General features: G+C 54.7%; 13 protein-coding genes. 10 read left to right on the top strand and 3 right to left on the bottom strand.

Annotation, left to right across the window (positions count from 1 at the left end; all coding sequences use genetic code 11):
* Positions 1-21 precede the first annotated feature (21 nt).
* Positions 22-507, bottom strand: coding sequence for an EVE domain-containing protein (locus VFO10_RS21240; protein ID WP_325143974.1), 486 nt, complete (start codon positions 505-507; stop codon positions 22-24).
* Between the two features lie 107 nt (positions 508-614).
* Between VFO10_RS21240 and polA the strand changes: the two genes are divergently transcribed.
* The 7 genes from polA (at position 615) to VFO10_RS21205 (ending at position 9,371) form a co-directional block, all read left to right on the top strand.
* Complete coding sequence (polA, locus tag VFO10_RS21235; RefSeq protein ID WP_325143972.1) at positions 615-3,347, top strand: DNA polymerase I; 2,733 nt, start codon at positions 615-617, stop codon at positions 3,345-3,347.
* 2 nt (positions 3,348-3,349) lie between these two features.
* A complete protein-coding gene (gene tatC, locus VFO10_RS21230) occupies positions 3,350-4,144 on the top strand; it encodes a twin-arginine translocase subunit TatC (protein WP_325143970.1) in 795 nt (264 codons plus the stop codon).
* Positions 4,125-4,871, top strand: coding sequence for a hypothetical protein (locus VFO10_RS21225; RefSeq protein WP_325143968.1), 747 nt, complete (start codon positions 4,125-4,127; stop codon positions 4,869-4,871). Before tatC ends, VFO10_RS21225 begins: the two co-directional genes overlap by 20 nt.
* 66 nt (positions 4,872-4,937) lie before the next feature.
* Entirely contained in the window at positions 4,938-6,275 is a 1,338-nt protein-coding gene (locus VFO10_RS21220) for a pitrilysin family protein (RefSeq protein ID WP_325143966.1), read from the top strand.
* A gap of 13 nt (positions 6,276-6,288) precedes the next feature.
* Positions 6,289-7,695: a pitrilysin family protein gene (locus VFO10_RS21215; RefSeq protein WP_325143965.1), complete on the top strand. Its 1,407-nt coding sequence runs from the start codon at positions 6,289-6,291 to the stop codon at positions 7,693-7,695.
* A gap of 7 nt (positions 7,696-7,702) precedes the next feature.
* Positions 7,703-8,617, top strand: coding sequence for a DMT family transporter (locus tag VFO10_RS21210; protein ID WP_325143963.1), 915 nt, complete (start codon positions 7,703-7,705; stop codon positions 8,615-8,617).
* A gap of 97 nt (positions 8,618-8,714) precedes the next feature.
* Positions 8,715-9,371: a hypothetical protein gene (locus VFO10_RS21205; protein ID WP_325143961.1), complete on the top strand. Its 657-nt coding sequence runs from the start codon at positions 8,715-8,717 to the stop codon at positions 9,369-9,371.
* Here VFO10_RS21205 and mobA read toward each other — a convergent pair.
* Together mobA and hpf are read right to left on the bottom strand one after the other, a co-directional pair.
* Positions 9,325-9,948 carry a molybdenum cofactor guanylyltransferase gene (gene mobA / locus VFO10_RS21200; protein WP_325143959.1) on the bottom strand — a complete coding sequence of 208 codons (624 nt, stop codon included), beginning with the start codon at positions 9,946-9,948 and terminating at the stop codon, positions 9,325-9,327. The two genes, VFO10_RS21205 and mobA, sit on opposite strands and share 47 nt — an antisense overlap.
* A 139-nt stretch (positions 9,949-10,087) precedes the next feature.
* Positions 10,088-10,498, bottom strand: coding sequence for a ribosome hibernation-promoting factor, HPF/YfiA family (gene hpf / locus VFO10_RS21195; RefSeq protein ID WP_325143957.1), 411 nt, complete (start codon positions 10,496-10,498; stop codon positions 10,088-10,090).
* Positions 10,499-10,765: 267 nt separating this feature from the next.
* Here hpf and VFO10_RS21190 point away from each other — a divergent pair, with 267 nt between their 5' ends.
* From VFO10_RS21190 to VFO10_RS21180, 3 genes are all read left to right on the top strand, one after another.
* Positions 10,766-12,982, top strand: a complete 2,217-nt coding sequence (locus VFO10_RS21190; protein ID WP_325143955.1) for an ATP-dependent RecD-like DNA helicase — start codon at positions 10,766-10,768, stop codon at positions 12,980-12,982.
* A 15-nt stretch (positions 12,983-12,997) separates the two neighbouring features.
* The gene (locus VFO10_RS21185; protein ID WP_325143953.1) at positions 12,998-14,608 is read left to right on the top strand and encodes an ArnT family glycosyltransferase; all 1,611 of its coding nucleotides are present in this window, start codon (positions 12,998-13,000) and stop codon (positions 14,606-14,608) included.
* Between the two features lie 208 nt (positions 14,609-14,816).
* Complete coding sequence (locus VFO10_RS21180) at positions 14,817-15,713, top strand: hypothetical protein (protein WP_325143951.1); 897 nt, start codon at positions 14,817-14,819, stop codon at positions 15,711-15,713.
* Positions 15,714-15,787 lie beyond the last annotated feature (74 nt).

Raw genomic sequence — 15,787 nt, 5'->3', positions numbered from 1 at the left:
TCCTTGGCTGTCAGACCATCCTCACCCTACGGGAACGAGTTTAGCCATTTTGCAGATGATCTTCCACTCCTCGGGACGAACGGGCTGAATGGAAAGTCTCTGCCCCCTTTGCAAAAGCGCCATCTCCTGCAGTTTCGGGTGCTCCCGCAAAGCCTTGAGCGTGATCGGCTCCGCAAAGCTCGCGACAGCCTCCACGTCCACCATGACCCACCTGGACTTGCCGTCCTTGGCAGATTTGGGATCGAAGTATTCCGAATCCGGATTGAGCGCTGTCGGATCCGGATAAGCCGCACGCGCCACCCGCGCCACGCCTGCGATCGCCGGTTCGCCGGTGCTGCTGTGATAGATGAAAACCTCCTGCCCTTCCGCGAACTCATCGCGCATGAAATTCCGCGCCTGATAATTGCGCACGCCATCCCAGGATTCCCGGCGGCGTGGCCGCTTTAAAAGGTCCTGCCACGAAAATGTCTCGGGTTCGGTTTTCATAAGCCAATATTTAGTGGACAAAGCGAGTCACCTCCTGGATGCAGAAAAGGCGCCTACCCGACGGCTCAAAAATCAGATAAACCTGTAGCTTGCCGAGTGCAAGACATTCACCCGAAGGATTGCCTGAAATGAGTAAACAGCGCCTCTTTATCATAGATACCATGGCTATGGCCTTTCGAACCTTTTATGCCATCCGTTCCCTCAGCACCTCCAGCGGTCAGCCGGTGAACGCTGTCTACGGTTCCCTGCTTTTCCTGTGGGGCCTCATTGAAAAGGAAAGACCAGACTACCTGGTGTTTGCCACCGATAGCAAGGAGCAAACCTTCCGCCATAAACTCTATGAAGCCTATAAAGCCAACCGCAAAGAGATGCCCGAAGAGCTTGCCGCACAGATCCCGCTGCTGTTCCGGCTGTTTCAAGCGATGCAGGCGCCTATTCTGAAAGAACCCGGTCTTGAGGCGGACGATTTGATCGGCTCACTGGCTGTGCAGAAGGCCTCGTCGCAACTCCATGTCACCATCGTCTCGGGCGACAAGGATTTCATGCAGCTGGTCGGACCACACATCAGCCTTCTTCAGCCGAAAAAAGGCGGGGAAAATTCCATCATCGAACTGCAAGGCGTGTTTGAAAAATTCGGCTGCAAACCCGAGCAGGTGATCGACATCCTCGCTCTCATGGGCGATGCCTCCGATAACGTTCCCGGCGTCCATGGCATCGGGGACAAGGGCGCGGCCAAGCTCATCCAGGAATTTCATTCCCTCGACGGCATCTACGCGAACCTTGACAAGATCAGCAACAAAAGACAGCGGGAAAACCTAGAAACCAATCGCGACATGGCCTTCCTGTCGAAGCAGCTGGTGACCATCCATACCGAGCATAAGCTTCATCACGAACTGGATGAACTCCGCTGCAATCCCGATACGGCGCTTGGCAATCCTGAGCTTTTAGCCCTTATGGAAGAGCTGGAATTCAAGCAGTATATCGATAAAGTCAGAAAGCGCCTGCAAAGCTTGCCGGCCACGGCGCTGCTGACGCCATCCCAGGAAGCCGAGCGCGCCGCCCAGAACTACCAGGTCGTGCGCACGGAAGCCGAGCTGAAAAATTTCGTGGAGATCATGAGCCAGGCTGATGCGATTTCCTTCGATACGGAAACCACGGGCCTCGACCGCTGCTCCGATGTGCCGATCGGCGCGAGTTTTTCCGTGGAAACAGGCGAAGCCTATTACCTGCCGCTGCATGAATCCCATCGGCTCGTGCCCGAGGAGCGGGTGAAAGCGGTGATTTCCGAGGTTCTGAATCGTCCCGGCGTTCTGAAGGTCGGCCACAATCAAAAATTCGATCTGCAGATGCTTGCGAATATCGGTATCACGGTGGAAGGCCCCCTGGCCGACACGATGATGGCCGCTTATTTGATCGACCCGATTGAACGCAGCCACGGTCTTGACGACTGCTGTCTCCGCTATCTTCATTACCGCAAGATTCCCACATCCGAGCTTTTGGATGCCAAGGGCTCGATGCTCAGCGCTCCTTTGGAAAAGCTGACCGAATATGCATGCGAAGACGCGGACTATACCCTGCGCCTATACAAAGCCCTGCGTCCCAAACTCGAAGCCATGGAACTCACCACCATCTTCGAAACGGTGGAAATGCCCTTGGTACCCATCCTCGCGAAGATGGAGCATCGCGGCATCAACGTGGATACCGATATCCTGAGCGAGATTTCCAATAAGCTCGCCGATCAGGCGGCCACTCTGGAAAAGGAGATTTACAAAGAGGCCGGCGAGACCTTTAACATCAATTCCCCGAAACAGCTGCAGGTCATCCTCTTTGAAAAGCTGAAAATCCATGAGCTTTTGGGCCTGAAAAGGATCAAAAAAACCAAGTCCGGCTATTCCACCGACGTTTCGGTTTTGGAGCAGATGGAAGGCCATCCCTTGCCCAAGGCGCTGCTCACCTATCGCATGGTCACCAAACTCAAGAACACCTATGTCGACAGTCTGCCGCAGCTGATCCATTCCGGTACGACCCGGATTCATACCCACTTTCATCAGACGGGCACGGCCACCGGCCGCCTGAGTTCGTCCGACCCCAATATGCAGAACATTCCGATCCGCTCCGAAGCCGGGCGTGAGATCCGCAAGGCCTTCCGTCCCTCACAAAAAGACTGGGTCATTGTCTCAGCGGACTACTCGCAGATCGAGCTGCGCATTCTGGCTGCGCTTGCCGAGGATGAGAACCTGAAAGACGCCTTCGCCCAGGGTCTGGACATTCACACGGCCACGGCTGCCAAAATTCTGGGCGTCCCAGCTGCCGAGGTGACCCCGAATCAAAGGTCCCAGGCCAAGGCCATCAACTTCGGTATCATTTATGGAATGGGCCCCCAGCGCCTCGCCCGGGAAACCGGGGTTTCCATGAAGGAAGCCAAGGAATTTATTGATCGTTATTTTACGAGCTATCCGAAGATTCGGAGTTATATTGAGAAATCCATTCACTTTGCGCGTGAGCATGAGTATACGCGCACGCTTCTGGGCCGTCGCCGGCCTTTAAAGGAAATTAACAACAGCCAGGACGGGGCTGGATTGGCGAATGCGCAAAATATTGCGGTGAATTCACCTGTTCAAGGGAGTGCCGCTGATCTTATCAAAAAGGCCATGATTCTGGTCCAAAAGAAGCTGGAGGAATCACCATACCATGCTAAAATGCTTCTTCAGGTCCACGATGAATTGGTTTTTGAATGCCCACGGACGGAAGTCGAGCCGGTCATGCGCCTCATCAAGGACGAGATGGAGCATGCCATGGACCTCGGCGTTCCTTTGAAAGTTGAAGTCGGATTTGGCGATAACTGGTTAGAGGCGCACTGAAGATGACAGAACAAGGAAAGTTGGACGGCGGCGAGGAAGCGGCTACCCGCGGTGAAAATCTCAAGGTCATGGGGCTTTTGGAACATGTGGACGAACTGCGTTCACGCCTGTTCAAATCCGTCCTGGCTATCCTTCTCCTCTTCATCGGCGCTTTTTATTTTTCGGAGCACATTCTTAATTTTTTAAAACAGCCTTTGATTGACGTTCTGCCGAAAGGCGCGAATGCCCTGCACTTTACCGGCCCCATGGATGTTTTCATGGCCCAGTGCAAACTCGCGCTCTTTGTCGCCATGGTCCTTGGCTGCCCGATCTGGCTCTATCAGCTCTGGCGTTTCGTCGAGCCCGCTCTTTACGCCCACGAAAAGAAATATGCGCTGCCCTTTTTGGTATCCGCCGTTCTTCTGTTCGTGACCGGAGTCGGATTCTGCTACTTCATCATGGTGCCGTGGTCGCTGCAATATCTGATCGGCCTGGGGCAAACGGTGGCCACGCCCATCATCACGGTCAGCGACTACATGTCGCTGCTCACCCTTCTGATGCTGGGCTTTGGACTTATTTTTGAAACGCCCATCATCCTGATCGTCCTTTCGATGGTCGGGGTGATCAGCGCGGCATCGCTTAAGAAAAATCGTCGGGTGGTGCTTGTGGCCTTCTTCATAGTCGCCGCCATCATCACACCGACTCCGGATCCTGTGGGTCAGCTGATCATGGCCTTCCCCATGTGGCTGCTCTATGAGATTTCCATCATCATCATCCAATTTATCGATAAAAAACGTCATGCAAGCATCAATTCGTAATAGCCTCGCGCTTCTGCTGCTCGGTTCAAACCTGGGCCTCTTCGCAGAAGCCGAGACCGCTCCTCCACCTGCGGCCCCACCGTCCGGGGCCCCGTCATTCACCCCGCGCGAACATGCCTGGAGCATCGGAGCCAGCCTCCGCCGTCTCGATATTCAAGCGGACTACAATTATGAGATCAAAGCCCTGGCCCCCAACATCGACATCGGTCGCGGCTGGGTGCGCCCAGCGTGGTGGAGCCTTGTGGAAATCAGTCTGATGCTGGGCCCCAACGGCCAGCGCCTGCTCGACAGTCCGCCGCTCGATTTTATCGGCACCGGTTTCCGCTTCCGTGCTGGCCATGCCCTTCCTGGACGCCAGCTGCGCAGCCCCGGGGGTGATCTGGGCCTGGAACTTGGCGTTGAATACAACGAATGGATCGCCCGTTCCTATCAGGATCGCACCCTGAGTGACGGATCCGTGTCCAGCAGCTGGGTCGTTCGCAGCCGCTGGATCTTTGTGCAACCGGCCTTGTTTTATAGCCTTTGGCAGGCCCCGCGTCCCCAGGGTCACAAACCCGAATGGATCACCACCCGCATTGAAGGCGTGGTTTTCAGCCTGGGCTTCAGTGTTCCGGTTCAATCGCAGATGCAGGCCAGCTATGTAAAAGCCGGCGAAAAGCAGAGCGTGACCGATCACTGGCAGGGAACTCTGGCGTTTTTGTCTGTTACATCATGGCTCGGCATTTAAGCTGTTGCTCCCGCCGGCAGTCGTCTGCCATATATCTCGTGGAGTTTCGGTCACAAGGAGGTTTTTGTGAAAGCTTGGCAATACGCTGTGTGGGGCGCTCTCTTTGGCTTTGCGGGTTCAGCCCAGGCTGTCATGCAAAGCAGCGACGTGGAAGTTCTGCAGCTGAAGAACGGCATGAAAGTCCTGCTGCTGGAAGACCATTCCATTCCAAATGCCAATATGTATACCTTTTGGAAAGTGGGCTCACGCAATGAAGTGCCCGGCATCACCGGCCTCTCGCACTTCTTTGAGCACATGATGTTCAATGGCTCGAAAAACTATCCACCCGGATCCTTCGACAAGGTCATGGAAGCCTCGGGCGGTTCCAACAACGCCTATACCACTGCGGACGTTACCGTTTACACGAACTGGTTCACCGCCACGGCGATGCCCACGATCGTGGACCTCGAAGCCGACCGTATCGCCCATCTGAAGATTGACGACGCCAAAACCGAGAGCGAGCGCGGCGTGGTCCTTTCCGAACGCTCCACGGGTCTTGAGAATGATCCCTGGGAACGTCTGTATGAAGCCTCGAAGGCGGCAGCTTTTGAAGCTCATCCTTACACATGGCCGGTCATCGGCTTTGAATCGGATATCAAAGCCTGGACGCGCGCGGACCTCGAACGTTATTTCCGCACCTACTATAATCCCAGCAATGCGGTGATGGTGATCAGCGGCGATATCAAACCCGCCGATGTCAAAAAACTGCTCGCTGATAAGATTGAAGTGATCGCCCGTGATGAAAAGGTCCCTGAAGTTCGCACCAAGGAACCGCCGCAGCAGGGTGAAAAGCGGGTCTTCATCGCCAAGGAAGCGACCACGGCGCCCCAGGTCATGGTCGGTTATCACGTGCCCGAAACCAAACATCCTGATTTCTACGCGCTCGATCTTCTAACGGAAATCCTGACCGGCGGCCCCTCATCGCGCCTTGTGAAGCTCCTGGTGGATGACAAGCGGATAGCCTCGAGTGTCAGCTCCGATCTGCCTCAGGCCTTTGATCCGACTTTTTTCGCCATCTTCGTATCCGGCATGGAAGGCAAGGATCCAAGGGAAATGGAGCGGCTCCTTCTGAGCGAGATCGACCTGATGAGGAAAAAGCCGGTGTCCGCGCAGGAACTCCAGAAGGCCAAGAATAAGAAAGTCGTCGACCTCTATCGGCGCATGGAAACGATCAACGGCAAATCCCAGCTGCTCGGTGATTTTGAAGTCTTCCACGGCGGCTATCAAAAACTTTTCGATGCGGCCGGCTCCTATGAAAAGGTCACCCCCGCGGACATCACCCGCGTGATGAACACCTATTTCCTGAAGAGCAATCGCACAGTGGGTGTGCAGGATAAACAGGAACCCGCTGATTTCCGTTACTGAAAGGAAGGCTCCCATGTTGCAGATATTCAGTCGAATCGTGAGCTCGGCGGCCATAGCCTTGACCCTCGCGGGCCCTGCCGCCGCCGAGACATTCAAGCTGCCCGCTTATGAATCCTATGCGCTGTCGAATGGCTTGAAGGTCTACCTGATGCCGCAGAAGGAAGTTCCCCTTCTGCATGTGACGGTTGGCATACAGTCAGGCAGTGCGAATGATGGCGCTCAGTATGGACTCGCGTCTTTTACGGGTGAAGCGCTGGACCTCGGAACAAAAAATTACAGCAAAGACAAGCTCGAAGACCTCTTCGATTTTCATGGCGCCTACTTTGGGGCTGGCATTGATCAGGACTTCACGACCGTCCAGCTCTCGCTGGCCGCCAAGGACGCCGCGAAACTCCTGCCGGTTTTCAGCGAGATCGTGATCGCCCCTACCTTCCCCGATAAGGAAGTGGTCAAGCTGCGTGAGAGAACCGTATCAGAACTGAAGAAGGCCAAGGAAAGCCCGAATCAAGTTGCTGATCAGTTCTTCAATCGCCTCGTGTTTGAAAAGCATCCCTACGGCTCGCCTCTTGAAGGAACGCCGCTCAGCATCGGCAAACTCAATCGCAACGATCTGCAGAAATTCCATACCAGGGCCTACCGGCCCCAGTATGCTGCGATCAGCGTCGTCGGTGATTTTGATGCCACGGCCATGAAAAAACTTCTGGCCGACACCTTCGGATCCTGGTCCCCAGGACAAGCAAACGCGGCCCCCACGCCAGCCGCGGCCGTTCAAGCCAAGGCTCCCACCGGCCGGGTCCTGCTCGTGGATAAAAGCGATGCTCATGAAACCACCTTCCGCATCGGTGGCCTTGGCGTGCGACGCGACAGTCAGGATTGGATCGGCCTTCAGGTGGTCAACACCATCCTCGGCGGACGCTTCACCTCGCTTCTGAATGAAGAGCTTCGGGTCAAAACAGGTTTGACCTATGGTGCCCGCAGCCGTTTTGAAGGCCTGAAAAACTCCGGCACCTTCGCGATCTCTTCGTTTACCGCGACGGAAAATACGGAAAAAGCCCTGGAAATTGCGTTCAAGACCTACAAGGGCTTTGTGAAGTCCGGCGTGGATGCCGCGACGCTCGATTCCGCCAAGGCTTATGTCAAAGGCCAGTTCCCACCCCGTTACGAAACAGCGGCGGCACTGAGCGGTCTTCTGGTGGAAATGTGGGTTTACGGCCTGTCCGATGCCATCATCAATAACTTCGAAGCGGAAGTGAATGGACTGACTGTAGACCGGGCCAATGAGCTGATCAAAAAGCATTTCCCGACGGAAAAACTCGATGTGCTTCTGATCGGGCAGGCCTCCAAAATCCAGGATATTGCCAAAAAATATGGGTCTGTGATCAAGACCGATATCGTCTCAGCCCAGGAAGGACGTTTGTAAGACATCCGTGGACATAAAATCCGATCGCCCGCTGCGGGCGTTTCTTTACATGCTGCTGGCTCAATTCAGTTTCAGCAGCAACATCCTCCTGATCCGCCTCAGCGAACGCGCGGAATCCCAGGTGTCCGGGCAGGCTTTTAAGCTGACGCCCTGGGAGCCCATGCTCCTGCGTTCGCTCGCTCTTTCTCTGCTCTGCATCATGATGCTGCGCAAATATCCGGCCCGCAAGCTGGAGCCCCGTGAAAACTTCTGGATCTGGGCCCGCGGCATGGCCGGCGTCATGAGCCTTACCGCGTACTACTACGGAGTTCTTCACATCCCCTTGGGCATGGCCTCGCTCTTTTCCAATTCGAGTCCGCTCTATGTCACCGTTCTCGCGCTTTTAATGGGGCATGAGGCCGTGACGCGAACGCGCGGAGTGGCTCTGCTGATTGGTTTTGCCGGTGTGGCCTTGGTGGGACTGGGCATCAATATCGGCTCCGGTCATGCGATTGCATTTCATGACGTTCTGATCGCGATGCTCAGCGGTCCTCTCTCGGCGGCTGCGTATTTCTCGATACGCATGCTAAAAAACGTAAGGAATGAACAGATTATGCTGAGCCTGGGCGTGGCAGGATCCATTCTGAGCATCATCATGCTCCTTATTTTGGGTTCGCACTTTCCCACGACGAGCATCGGCTGGACCTGGCTGATCGCATCCATCTTTCCTGCGATGGCGGCCCAGCTTTTTCTGACCATGGCCTTTCGCCTTGCACCTGCGACACAGGTTGCGCCGCTGCAGTATTCCGCGCCGCTCTTTTCCGGAATGTTAGCCTATTGCTTCCTGCAGGAAACCATACCGCCCGTCTCTCTCTTCGGAATGGCGGTCGTCATAATTTTTGGTTTGGCCCTTCCCTACTGGGAAGCGAAGCGCCTCGCTTAGACATTTAACCATTTGTTTTTATTGAATAATATTCGATTATTCCGCAATTTTCTCAAGCCCCTGCGGGGACTGCCGATGGAACCCATCGGGGGAACCGATGGGACGTCAGCTTACCAGTTCAGGCATTATCCTTCCCGTGATCAGAAAGGTCATCTGTCGCGATGATACCTATATCTGCAGCATCTGCCGCAGTGAATATAAATCCAAGGTCGAAGCCAATAACTGTCTGAATCATTGCTGGTATGATGTGCAGAATCTTTATCCGGTGGTTCTGCGGAAACTCAACGGCCGTCACGTGGTCTTTCGCTGTCATTTCTGTTGCCGTGATTACAAGGACGAAGCCGATGCTTTGAGCTGCGCGCGCCGCTGTCAGGGCGATCGCAATCAGCTGCACGTTCATGAGCAGCTTTTGAATGATCTGCCCATCGAAGCGCCCAGCCATCGGCCCTCACGCTTGCGTCTTGTCGCCTTGAAGGCAGCACCGCTCAAGACTTCGCTTCCCAAAGCCAAAGAAGAAGTGGAAGAGACGGTGGAAACGCAGGACGAAGGCGTGTCAGAAGTTGAGATGCCCGACGACGACGCGCCTCCCCCGCCTCCGCGCAAGACCAAGGCGGACTTTCCCAAACAATGGATCCGCATGGATGCCAAATACCAGTGCTGTTACTGCAAGAAGCTTTTCTTCACCAAGATGGAAACGGAATCCTGCTTCAATGGTCACTTTGACGAAAGTGGTGTGGAGACAGACCCGTCCTGATCTGTGTCAGCACCTGCGCGCGCTGATCGGGATCATTCGCATTCAAAAATTTCCCAGCATCCAAAACCGCGACCTCCCAGGCATCAGAAGCGTGCAGCAGCCGATAGAGGCTCTGTTGGCCCCTGTCCCAGGCCTCGGCTGCCGTCCGTAAAAAGCCCGGCTCATAGACGCTGAATAAAGGCTGCCGAAAGCCCTCATGAAGATAGGTGGTGGCCGCACGTTCGGGATGTCTTTGCTTCAGAAGGTGCTGAATATCAGAAGCTCCCAGAAGCGGCCAATCACAGGCCAGCACCAGCCATGCGGCATCGGGGTCCTGGTGGTGCGCGGATAGGAGGGCTCCCAAAGGCCCGGAAGCGGGATTCTGATCCATGACACGCATGATCTGGGGCAGGAAGCCATCCGGATACTGTCCCGGCCGCTGGCTCCAATAAAAAGGCAGCGAGAGGCTATCGAAGCTGGCTTTCCAGCGCAGCACCTCGGGCGATCCGGCGGCATATTCCAGAAGCGCCTTATCCGTCCCCATGCGCGAGCTTTGACCCCCGCTTAAAAAAAGTCCCTGGACCCGAGGCTGATTCATGGGAAGCTCCTTGGCGCGACGAATGGCAGCAGCTGTCTTTTCGATAGCGTTCGATGAGGCAAAGGTCAACGGAGGCTTGGCAGAGGCTGGATATTATTCATGAAAGCCGCAGCGTGGGCTGCGGCTCCTGGTGATGAGCTTAGCGGCGCTGCTTGGCGACTTTTTCAAACTTCACGATGTCTGCAGCGTCGATGGGGACAGCTTCGATATCATCTTCCGCGGGAACGACACCAAAAGGAATCGGCGCTTTATGATGCTTATGATCTTTCAGTTTTTCTTTTTTGCGTTGGAGTTGGGTGACCATCTTATCAATCATGTGATCCACCGAACCATACATGTCGTCGCAGGAATGCTCGACGTTGACGGTAAATCCATCGCCACCGGCCAGCGTGCAAAGCACCTGATGCTGGTGGCGGTCCACGGAAAACGTCACATGGGCCTCAATGGGTTTGGTGACGAATTTCTCCACCTCGACTTTAATTTTATCCTTTGCGTAGTTTTGCAGTGCCTGGGAGGTTTCCATGTGTTTGAAGGAGAAACGAAACTGCATAGGCTGGGCTCCAAAGAACGGGTTGCACGCGGACTGCCTACCCCTTGGGGAAAGGCCGTGATTTCCTTGAGGTAAGAAATCCTTTTCTCCGCTCATAACCTTATTATCGGCTGATGGGCCGACGGGATGAAGGGCCCAAAGCTGCCGCCCTGAAAACCCGGAAAAAAAGCCTCCTGATGAGGCACAACTTGCGAAATTCCTGAATTTTTTTTAAAAATCTGAGATGGCCATCCAGGTCGAATGGTCCCTCCAAAAAAAGGTGCACGGGTGATCGAGAACGAATCCGGGGAGTCTCTGCAGGGCGAACTGCAGAAAATCTCTTATCAAAATCAGGAAAACGGCTGGTCCGTGATTCGTCTGCGTGTGGAGAGTGATGACCGCATGATCACCGCCACGGGCCAGTTTGGCCGCATTTCCGTGGGCGAATCCTACCAGATGTGGGGCAGCTGGGTCGAAAATCAGAAATATGGCCGTCAATTCAAGGTTTCCCGCTATACATCGAGCCATCCAGCCTCGGTTTCCGGGATTTTGCGCTATCTGAAATCGGGCCTGATTCGCGGCATCGGCGAGGTCACGGCCAAGCGCATCGTCGATCATTTCGGGCTGCGGACCCTCCACGTCCTTGACCATGATCCCGAGCGGCTCATGGAAGTGGACAGCATCGGCACCAAGAAGAAAAAGCAGATCATCGAATCATGGAATGAAAGGAAGCGTCACCGCGATACGGAAATGTTTTTGACAGAACTCGGCATCAGCCCGAATTTCATCAATCGCATCATTCAAAGTTACGGCGATGACACGCGCAAGGTCATTCAGGAAGATCCTTATCGCCTGGCGCGGGATATTGATGGCATCGGTTTTCTGTCGGCTGATGAAATAGCGTTGAAGATGGGCCTGGAACCCGATGCCCCGCCGCGGATCAGTGCGGCCATCCTCTTTCAACTGGAGCAGGCGGAAGAGGAAGGGCATTGCTATCAGAATCGTCTTCAAATCGCTGAGGGGCTCAGCCGTCTTTTGCGCCTGCCGCAGCCGCGGATCGAAGAGCTGATGGAAGTGGCGCTGGATGGTTTGATTGATGAAGGCCGACTCGTCTTCGATGAATCCATCCTGGATGATGGGGCGACGCTGGATATCTATTATTCGGCCCGAACATTTCAGGCGGAAACACGCGTTGCCGAAAAATTGAGTGATCTTCTGCGCAATCGGCTGGATATGGGCGATCAGGTGGAGCGCATCGACCGTTGGCTGCAAAGCTATTCGAGCATGTCGGGCGCCTCCTTTTCCGAGGAGCAGCTGGATGCTGTCCGCAAGGCCGTCTGCAATCGGGTCTTCGTGCTGACGGGTGGTCCGGGTGTCGGGAAAACAACCACGGCCAACGCCATCATTCGTCTTTTGATCAAGATGAATAAATCAGTGGCCCTGGCCGCTCCCACAGGCCGTGCGGCCCAGCGTCTGTCGGAAGTGGCGGCGATCGGAGCGAAGACCATCCACCGCCTGCTGGAATGGTCCGCGACAGAGCACACCTTTCTGCGGGATGAGGTCACTCCTCTCGAAGCTCAGGTTATTATTATCGACGAAGCCTCGATGCTCGATATTCACCTGGCCGCTTCGCTGATGAAGGCCGTGAAGGATGATGCCCAGGTCATCTTCATCGGTGACGTGGATCAGCTGCCTTCGGTGGGTCCGGGCAACGTCCTTCGCGATATGATTGAATCCGGTGTGGTTCCCTATACCAAACTGAATCGGATTTTCCGCCAGGCCGCGGGCTCGCATATCGTTCAGATGGCCCATGCCATCAACCGTGGGGAAACGCCTGTTTTCCCCGAGGGTCCGAGCGACTGTCAGTTCCTTACGATCAATGACCCGGAAGCGGTGAAGGAAGCGATCAAGGAACTCCTGGCGAAAACTCTGCCCGAGAAAACGCCGTATAACATCATGCGCGACGTGCAGGTCCTTACGCCGATGAACAAAGGTCCTCTGGGGACCAGCGTTTTGAATGAAGAGCTGCAGAATCTTTTGAACCCGGTGCAGAAATTCGGCGAGAAACTGGAGACGGAGACCACGAGCTTCCGACCCGGGGACAAGGTGATCCAAACTGTCAATAACTACGAACTCAACGTCTTTAACGGTGATATTGGCTTTATCGAGCACGCGGGTTTTGATGGTGGGCAGGTCCTTGTGAACTTCGGCGATCGCAGGGTGACCTATACCAAAGACCAGGTCTATGATTTGAAACTCGCCTACGCCATCACCATTCATAAATCGCAGGGCAGCGAATTTCCCGTGGTGATCATTCCGGTCAGCATGCAGCACTACATCATGCTGCAGCGCAACCTGATTTATACCGCGCTGACCAGGGCACGGCGTCTGGCGATTCTGGTCGGCACGTCCGGGGCATTGACTCAAGCCGTTCGCACGCAGACCAGTTTAAAGCGTCAAACCCAGCTCATTCACCGGCTCATCCGCCGCCTCCCCCCGGTGTGAAGGAAGGAAATTATTTTGTCCGCAGCGTTGCCTCGCAAGGCTTTTATTACTCTATTCGTGGCCCTCGCACTGACCCGTTTGATCAATGCCATCTGGTTGCCGCCAGCTCAGGATGAAGCCTATTATTTTCTTTGGAGCCGCTTTCTGGATGGCGGATACTTCGATCATCCCCCGCTTGTAGCCTTTCTTTCTGCTGCGGGACAGCTCATTCCAGGGTCTGCGGTGATGTCACGGCTCGGGACTTTCCTGTTAAGCCTTCTCTCTTTGCCGGTGCTCATCAGCTTGTTCCGCCGCATGGGTCTGGAAGGTTCCCGTCTTGTTCAGGGCCTGGTTCTCGCCAGCTGCAGCGCGGCGGCTGTGATTCAGGGTTATATAACAACGCCTGATATTCCCATGATTTTCTGCTGGATCCTTGCCTTGCATGAAGCGGCTGCCGCCCTGGATGACAATCCCAAACGCTGGCTCAGTGCAGGTCTATTCACAGGTCTGGGCTTTATGGGCAAATACACGATGGCCTTGATTGGTCCTGTTTTCCTGATCGGGCTTTTGGCCCGGCCTCAGCATCTGAAACGTCCATGGCCTTACCTCGGGGGACTGATGTGCCTGATCGGGATGCTGCCACATCTTCTCTGGCTGAATAATCATGACTGGATCACGCTGCGTTTTCAATTCGGCCGTGGTCTCATGAGTGTCTATACAGTCGATATGGAGAAGGGCACCGATTTACCGCCTGCGATGGAAGCTCCTAAAGATGGCGTTGAGAATCGCCTCGCCAACTATTTCAAACTGCCCGACGACGAAGTCAAGAAGCCGAAACCACCCGTCCCACCCTGGCAAAAGCGGTTGAACAATTTCACAGGCTATATCGGAGGCCAGATCGGACTTTGGGGTCTTCTGCTCGTCCCCCTGGGAATGGCGATCTTCAAACGCCGTCGCGCAACCCCCAGTTGGCCCAAGCCCGAACTCAAAGCCTTGGCCTGGGCAGCCGCTCTGGTTCCCGTGGGCCTCTTCGCCTTGCTCAGCCCCTTTCAATTCATTGAAGCCAACTGGCCGGCGATGTATCTGATCGGAGCCGCCATCGTCCTGACCCAATACTACCGTTTCTCAGATAAAGCCTTGATCGTAGGCGCCTCTCTCAACCTTCTGATCACGCTTCTTCTCACGCTCCATAACCATCATCCCTTGCCCGGCACCAAACCGCATAAGGATCGCATACTCAAAGAAACACATGGCTATAAGGAATTAAGCGCCTATCTCCAAACCCTACCCGCTCCCGTCCTTGTGGACACCTATCAAAACGTCAGCCAGCTGGCCTTCTACGCGCCCTCGTTGAAAGTTCAACAGTGGCCCGGCATCGCTCGCACCTCCGAATTGATTCGCCGCGAAGGCATGAATCCGTGGCGGTGGGAGGAACTTAAAAAGGCTGGCGAATTCTATCTTTTGATGGATAACTTCGTGCCGCAAAGAATTCCCGGTGCTGAGCTGATTGAACTCACCGAGGTTCTCGATTGCTATGGGGATGGCCTCAAAACCACTGTGGCATTTTCCAGTGAAACATATACCCGTCCCTGCCCGAAGCGGATCCATCGCTGGATTCTGGGTCGCTATCGAATAGCAGCGTCCTGACGAACAATTTCAAATTTCCCCACTGCATTGACGAGTGATGACGGCCGCGGCATTCAGACTGAAATGGCTGCTGCCCATGGCTGTCCCGTGCAGGGGCAGTTTTCTCCTTGGCAGGGAATGTGCATTGAAGCCTTCCAACAAACACAGAGCACCTTGAGCCAGATCACCTATCAGGCAATAGGGCCTCACGTTTCGCAAGAGGTATCCCATGGTCATGTCGCAGCAGGTTATTCGATGTCACATTCTTTTCGCTTCTATCGCTTTGATAGGAGCCTGCTCTCAGGGCAAGCAAACCGATAGCAAACCCGAGCATGGGGAAACGGCAAGTGCAGAGAAAGATTCCGCGTCTGAGACCAAGTCTTCCGATCAAAAGGAGGCTGATCAAGCGAAACAGGACGCTTCCAATCCAACTTACTCAGTTCCGGAATTGGTGAGCAAATTAACCTGGACGGCGGAAATCGCCAACAACCAAAACAACAAAGTCTTTAGTGGCTACGACGGCACCAACTCCTATAAAATTCTTATTGATATTGCTGTATTCGGCGATCTTCCGCCCACTATTAAGGTCACGGAAGAGCAGGCCAATGCCGTTTACGATAGTCCTGAATATCTCGCAGCAGCTGCCGTGGAAGCGGCCAAAATCAAATTCACTGCGGATGCGACTCTGGTTTCAACAAAGCTTTCCGAGGAATACGACGAAGGACGAGTCTTCGAGCTCACGACATTGAAAGCGGGAAGCGGCATGGCCAAAGCAAGCTGGGGCAGCACGGAAATACCCTTGGCCATTCAAGTTACCGCCTATACTGCAGCCCAGGTCACTGCGGGCAAGCAACGCTATGAAACTGCGGTCGCTGGAGCGACGCCTTCGGCGGCCTGCGCGACCTGCCATAGGTCAGCAACCGGCATTGATCACTCACCTTATTATATGGCTCAGTACACAGATGCCGTCTTGTTATCGACGATCGAAACCGGCGTGAATTCGGATGATAATTATCAGACGAAAAGCCCCCATAAGATGACGTTCGCCACGGCTGCGGCCAAGGCTGGAATCGTTCCCTATCTTCGTAGTCTGGATCCAAATCTGCTGCCTTCTGAGCAGAAATAAGCCGGGTCTTTCCCTCTCCCCCGTCTTGGCCCTCTTAAGGATCCCCTTAAGAGGGCCTTTTCTTTGGATGTTTA

Origin of the sequence: Oligoflexus sp. (assembly GCF_035712445.1) — a bacterium.
Taxonomy (GTDB): domain Bacteria; phylum Bdellovibrionota_B; class Oligoflexia; order Oligoflexales; family Oligoflexaceae; genus Oligoflexus.
The sequence above is the reverse complement of the archived record's forward strand: the minus strand, read 5'-3'. Positions and strand labels throughout refer to the sequence as shown.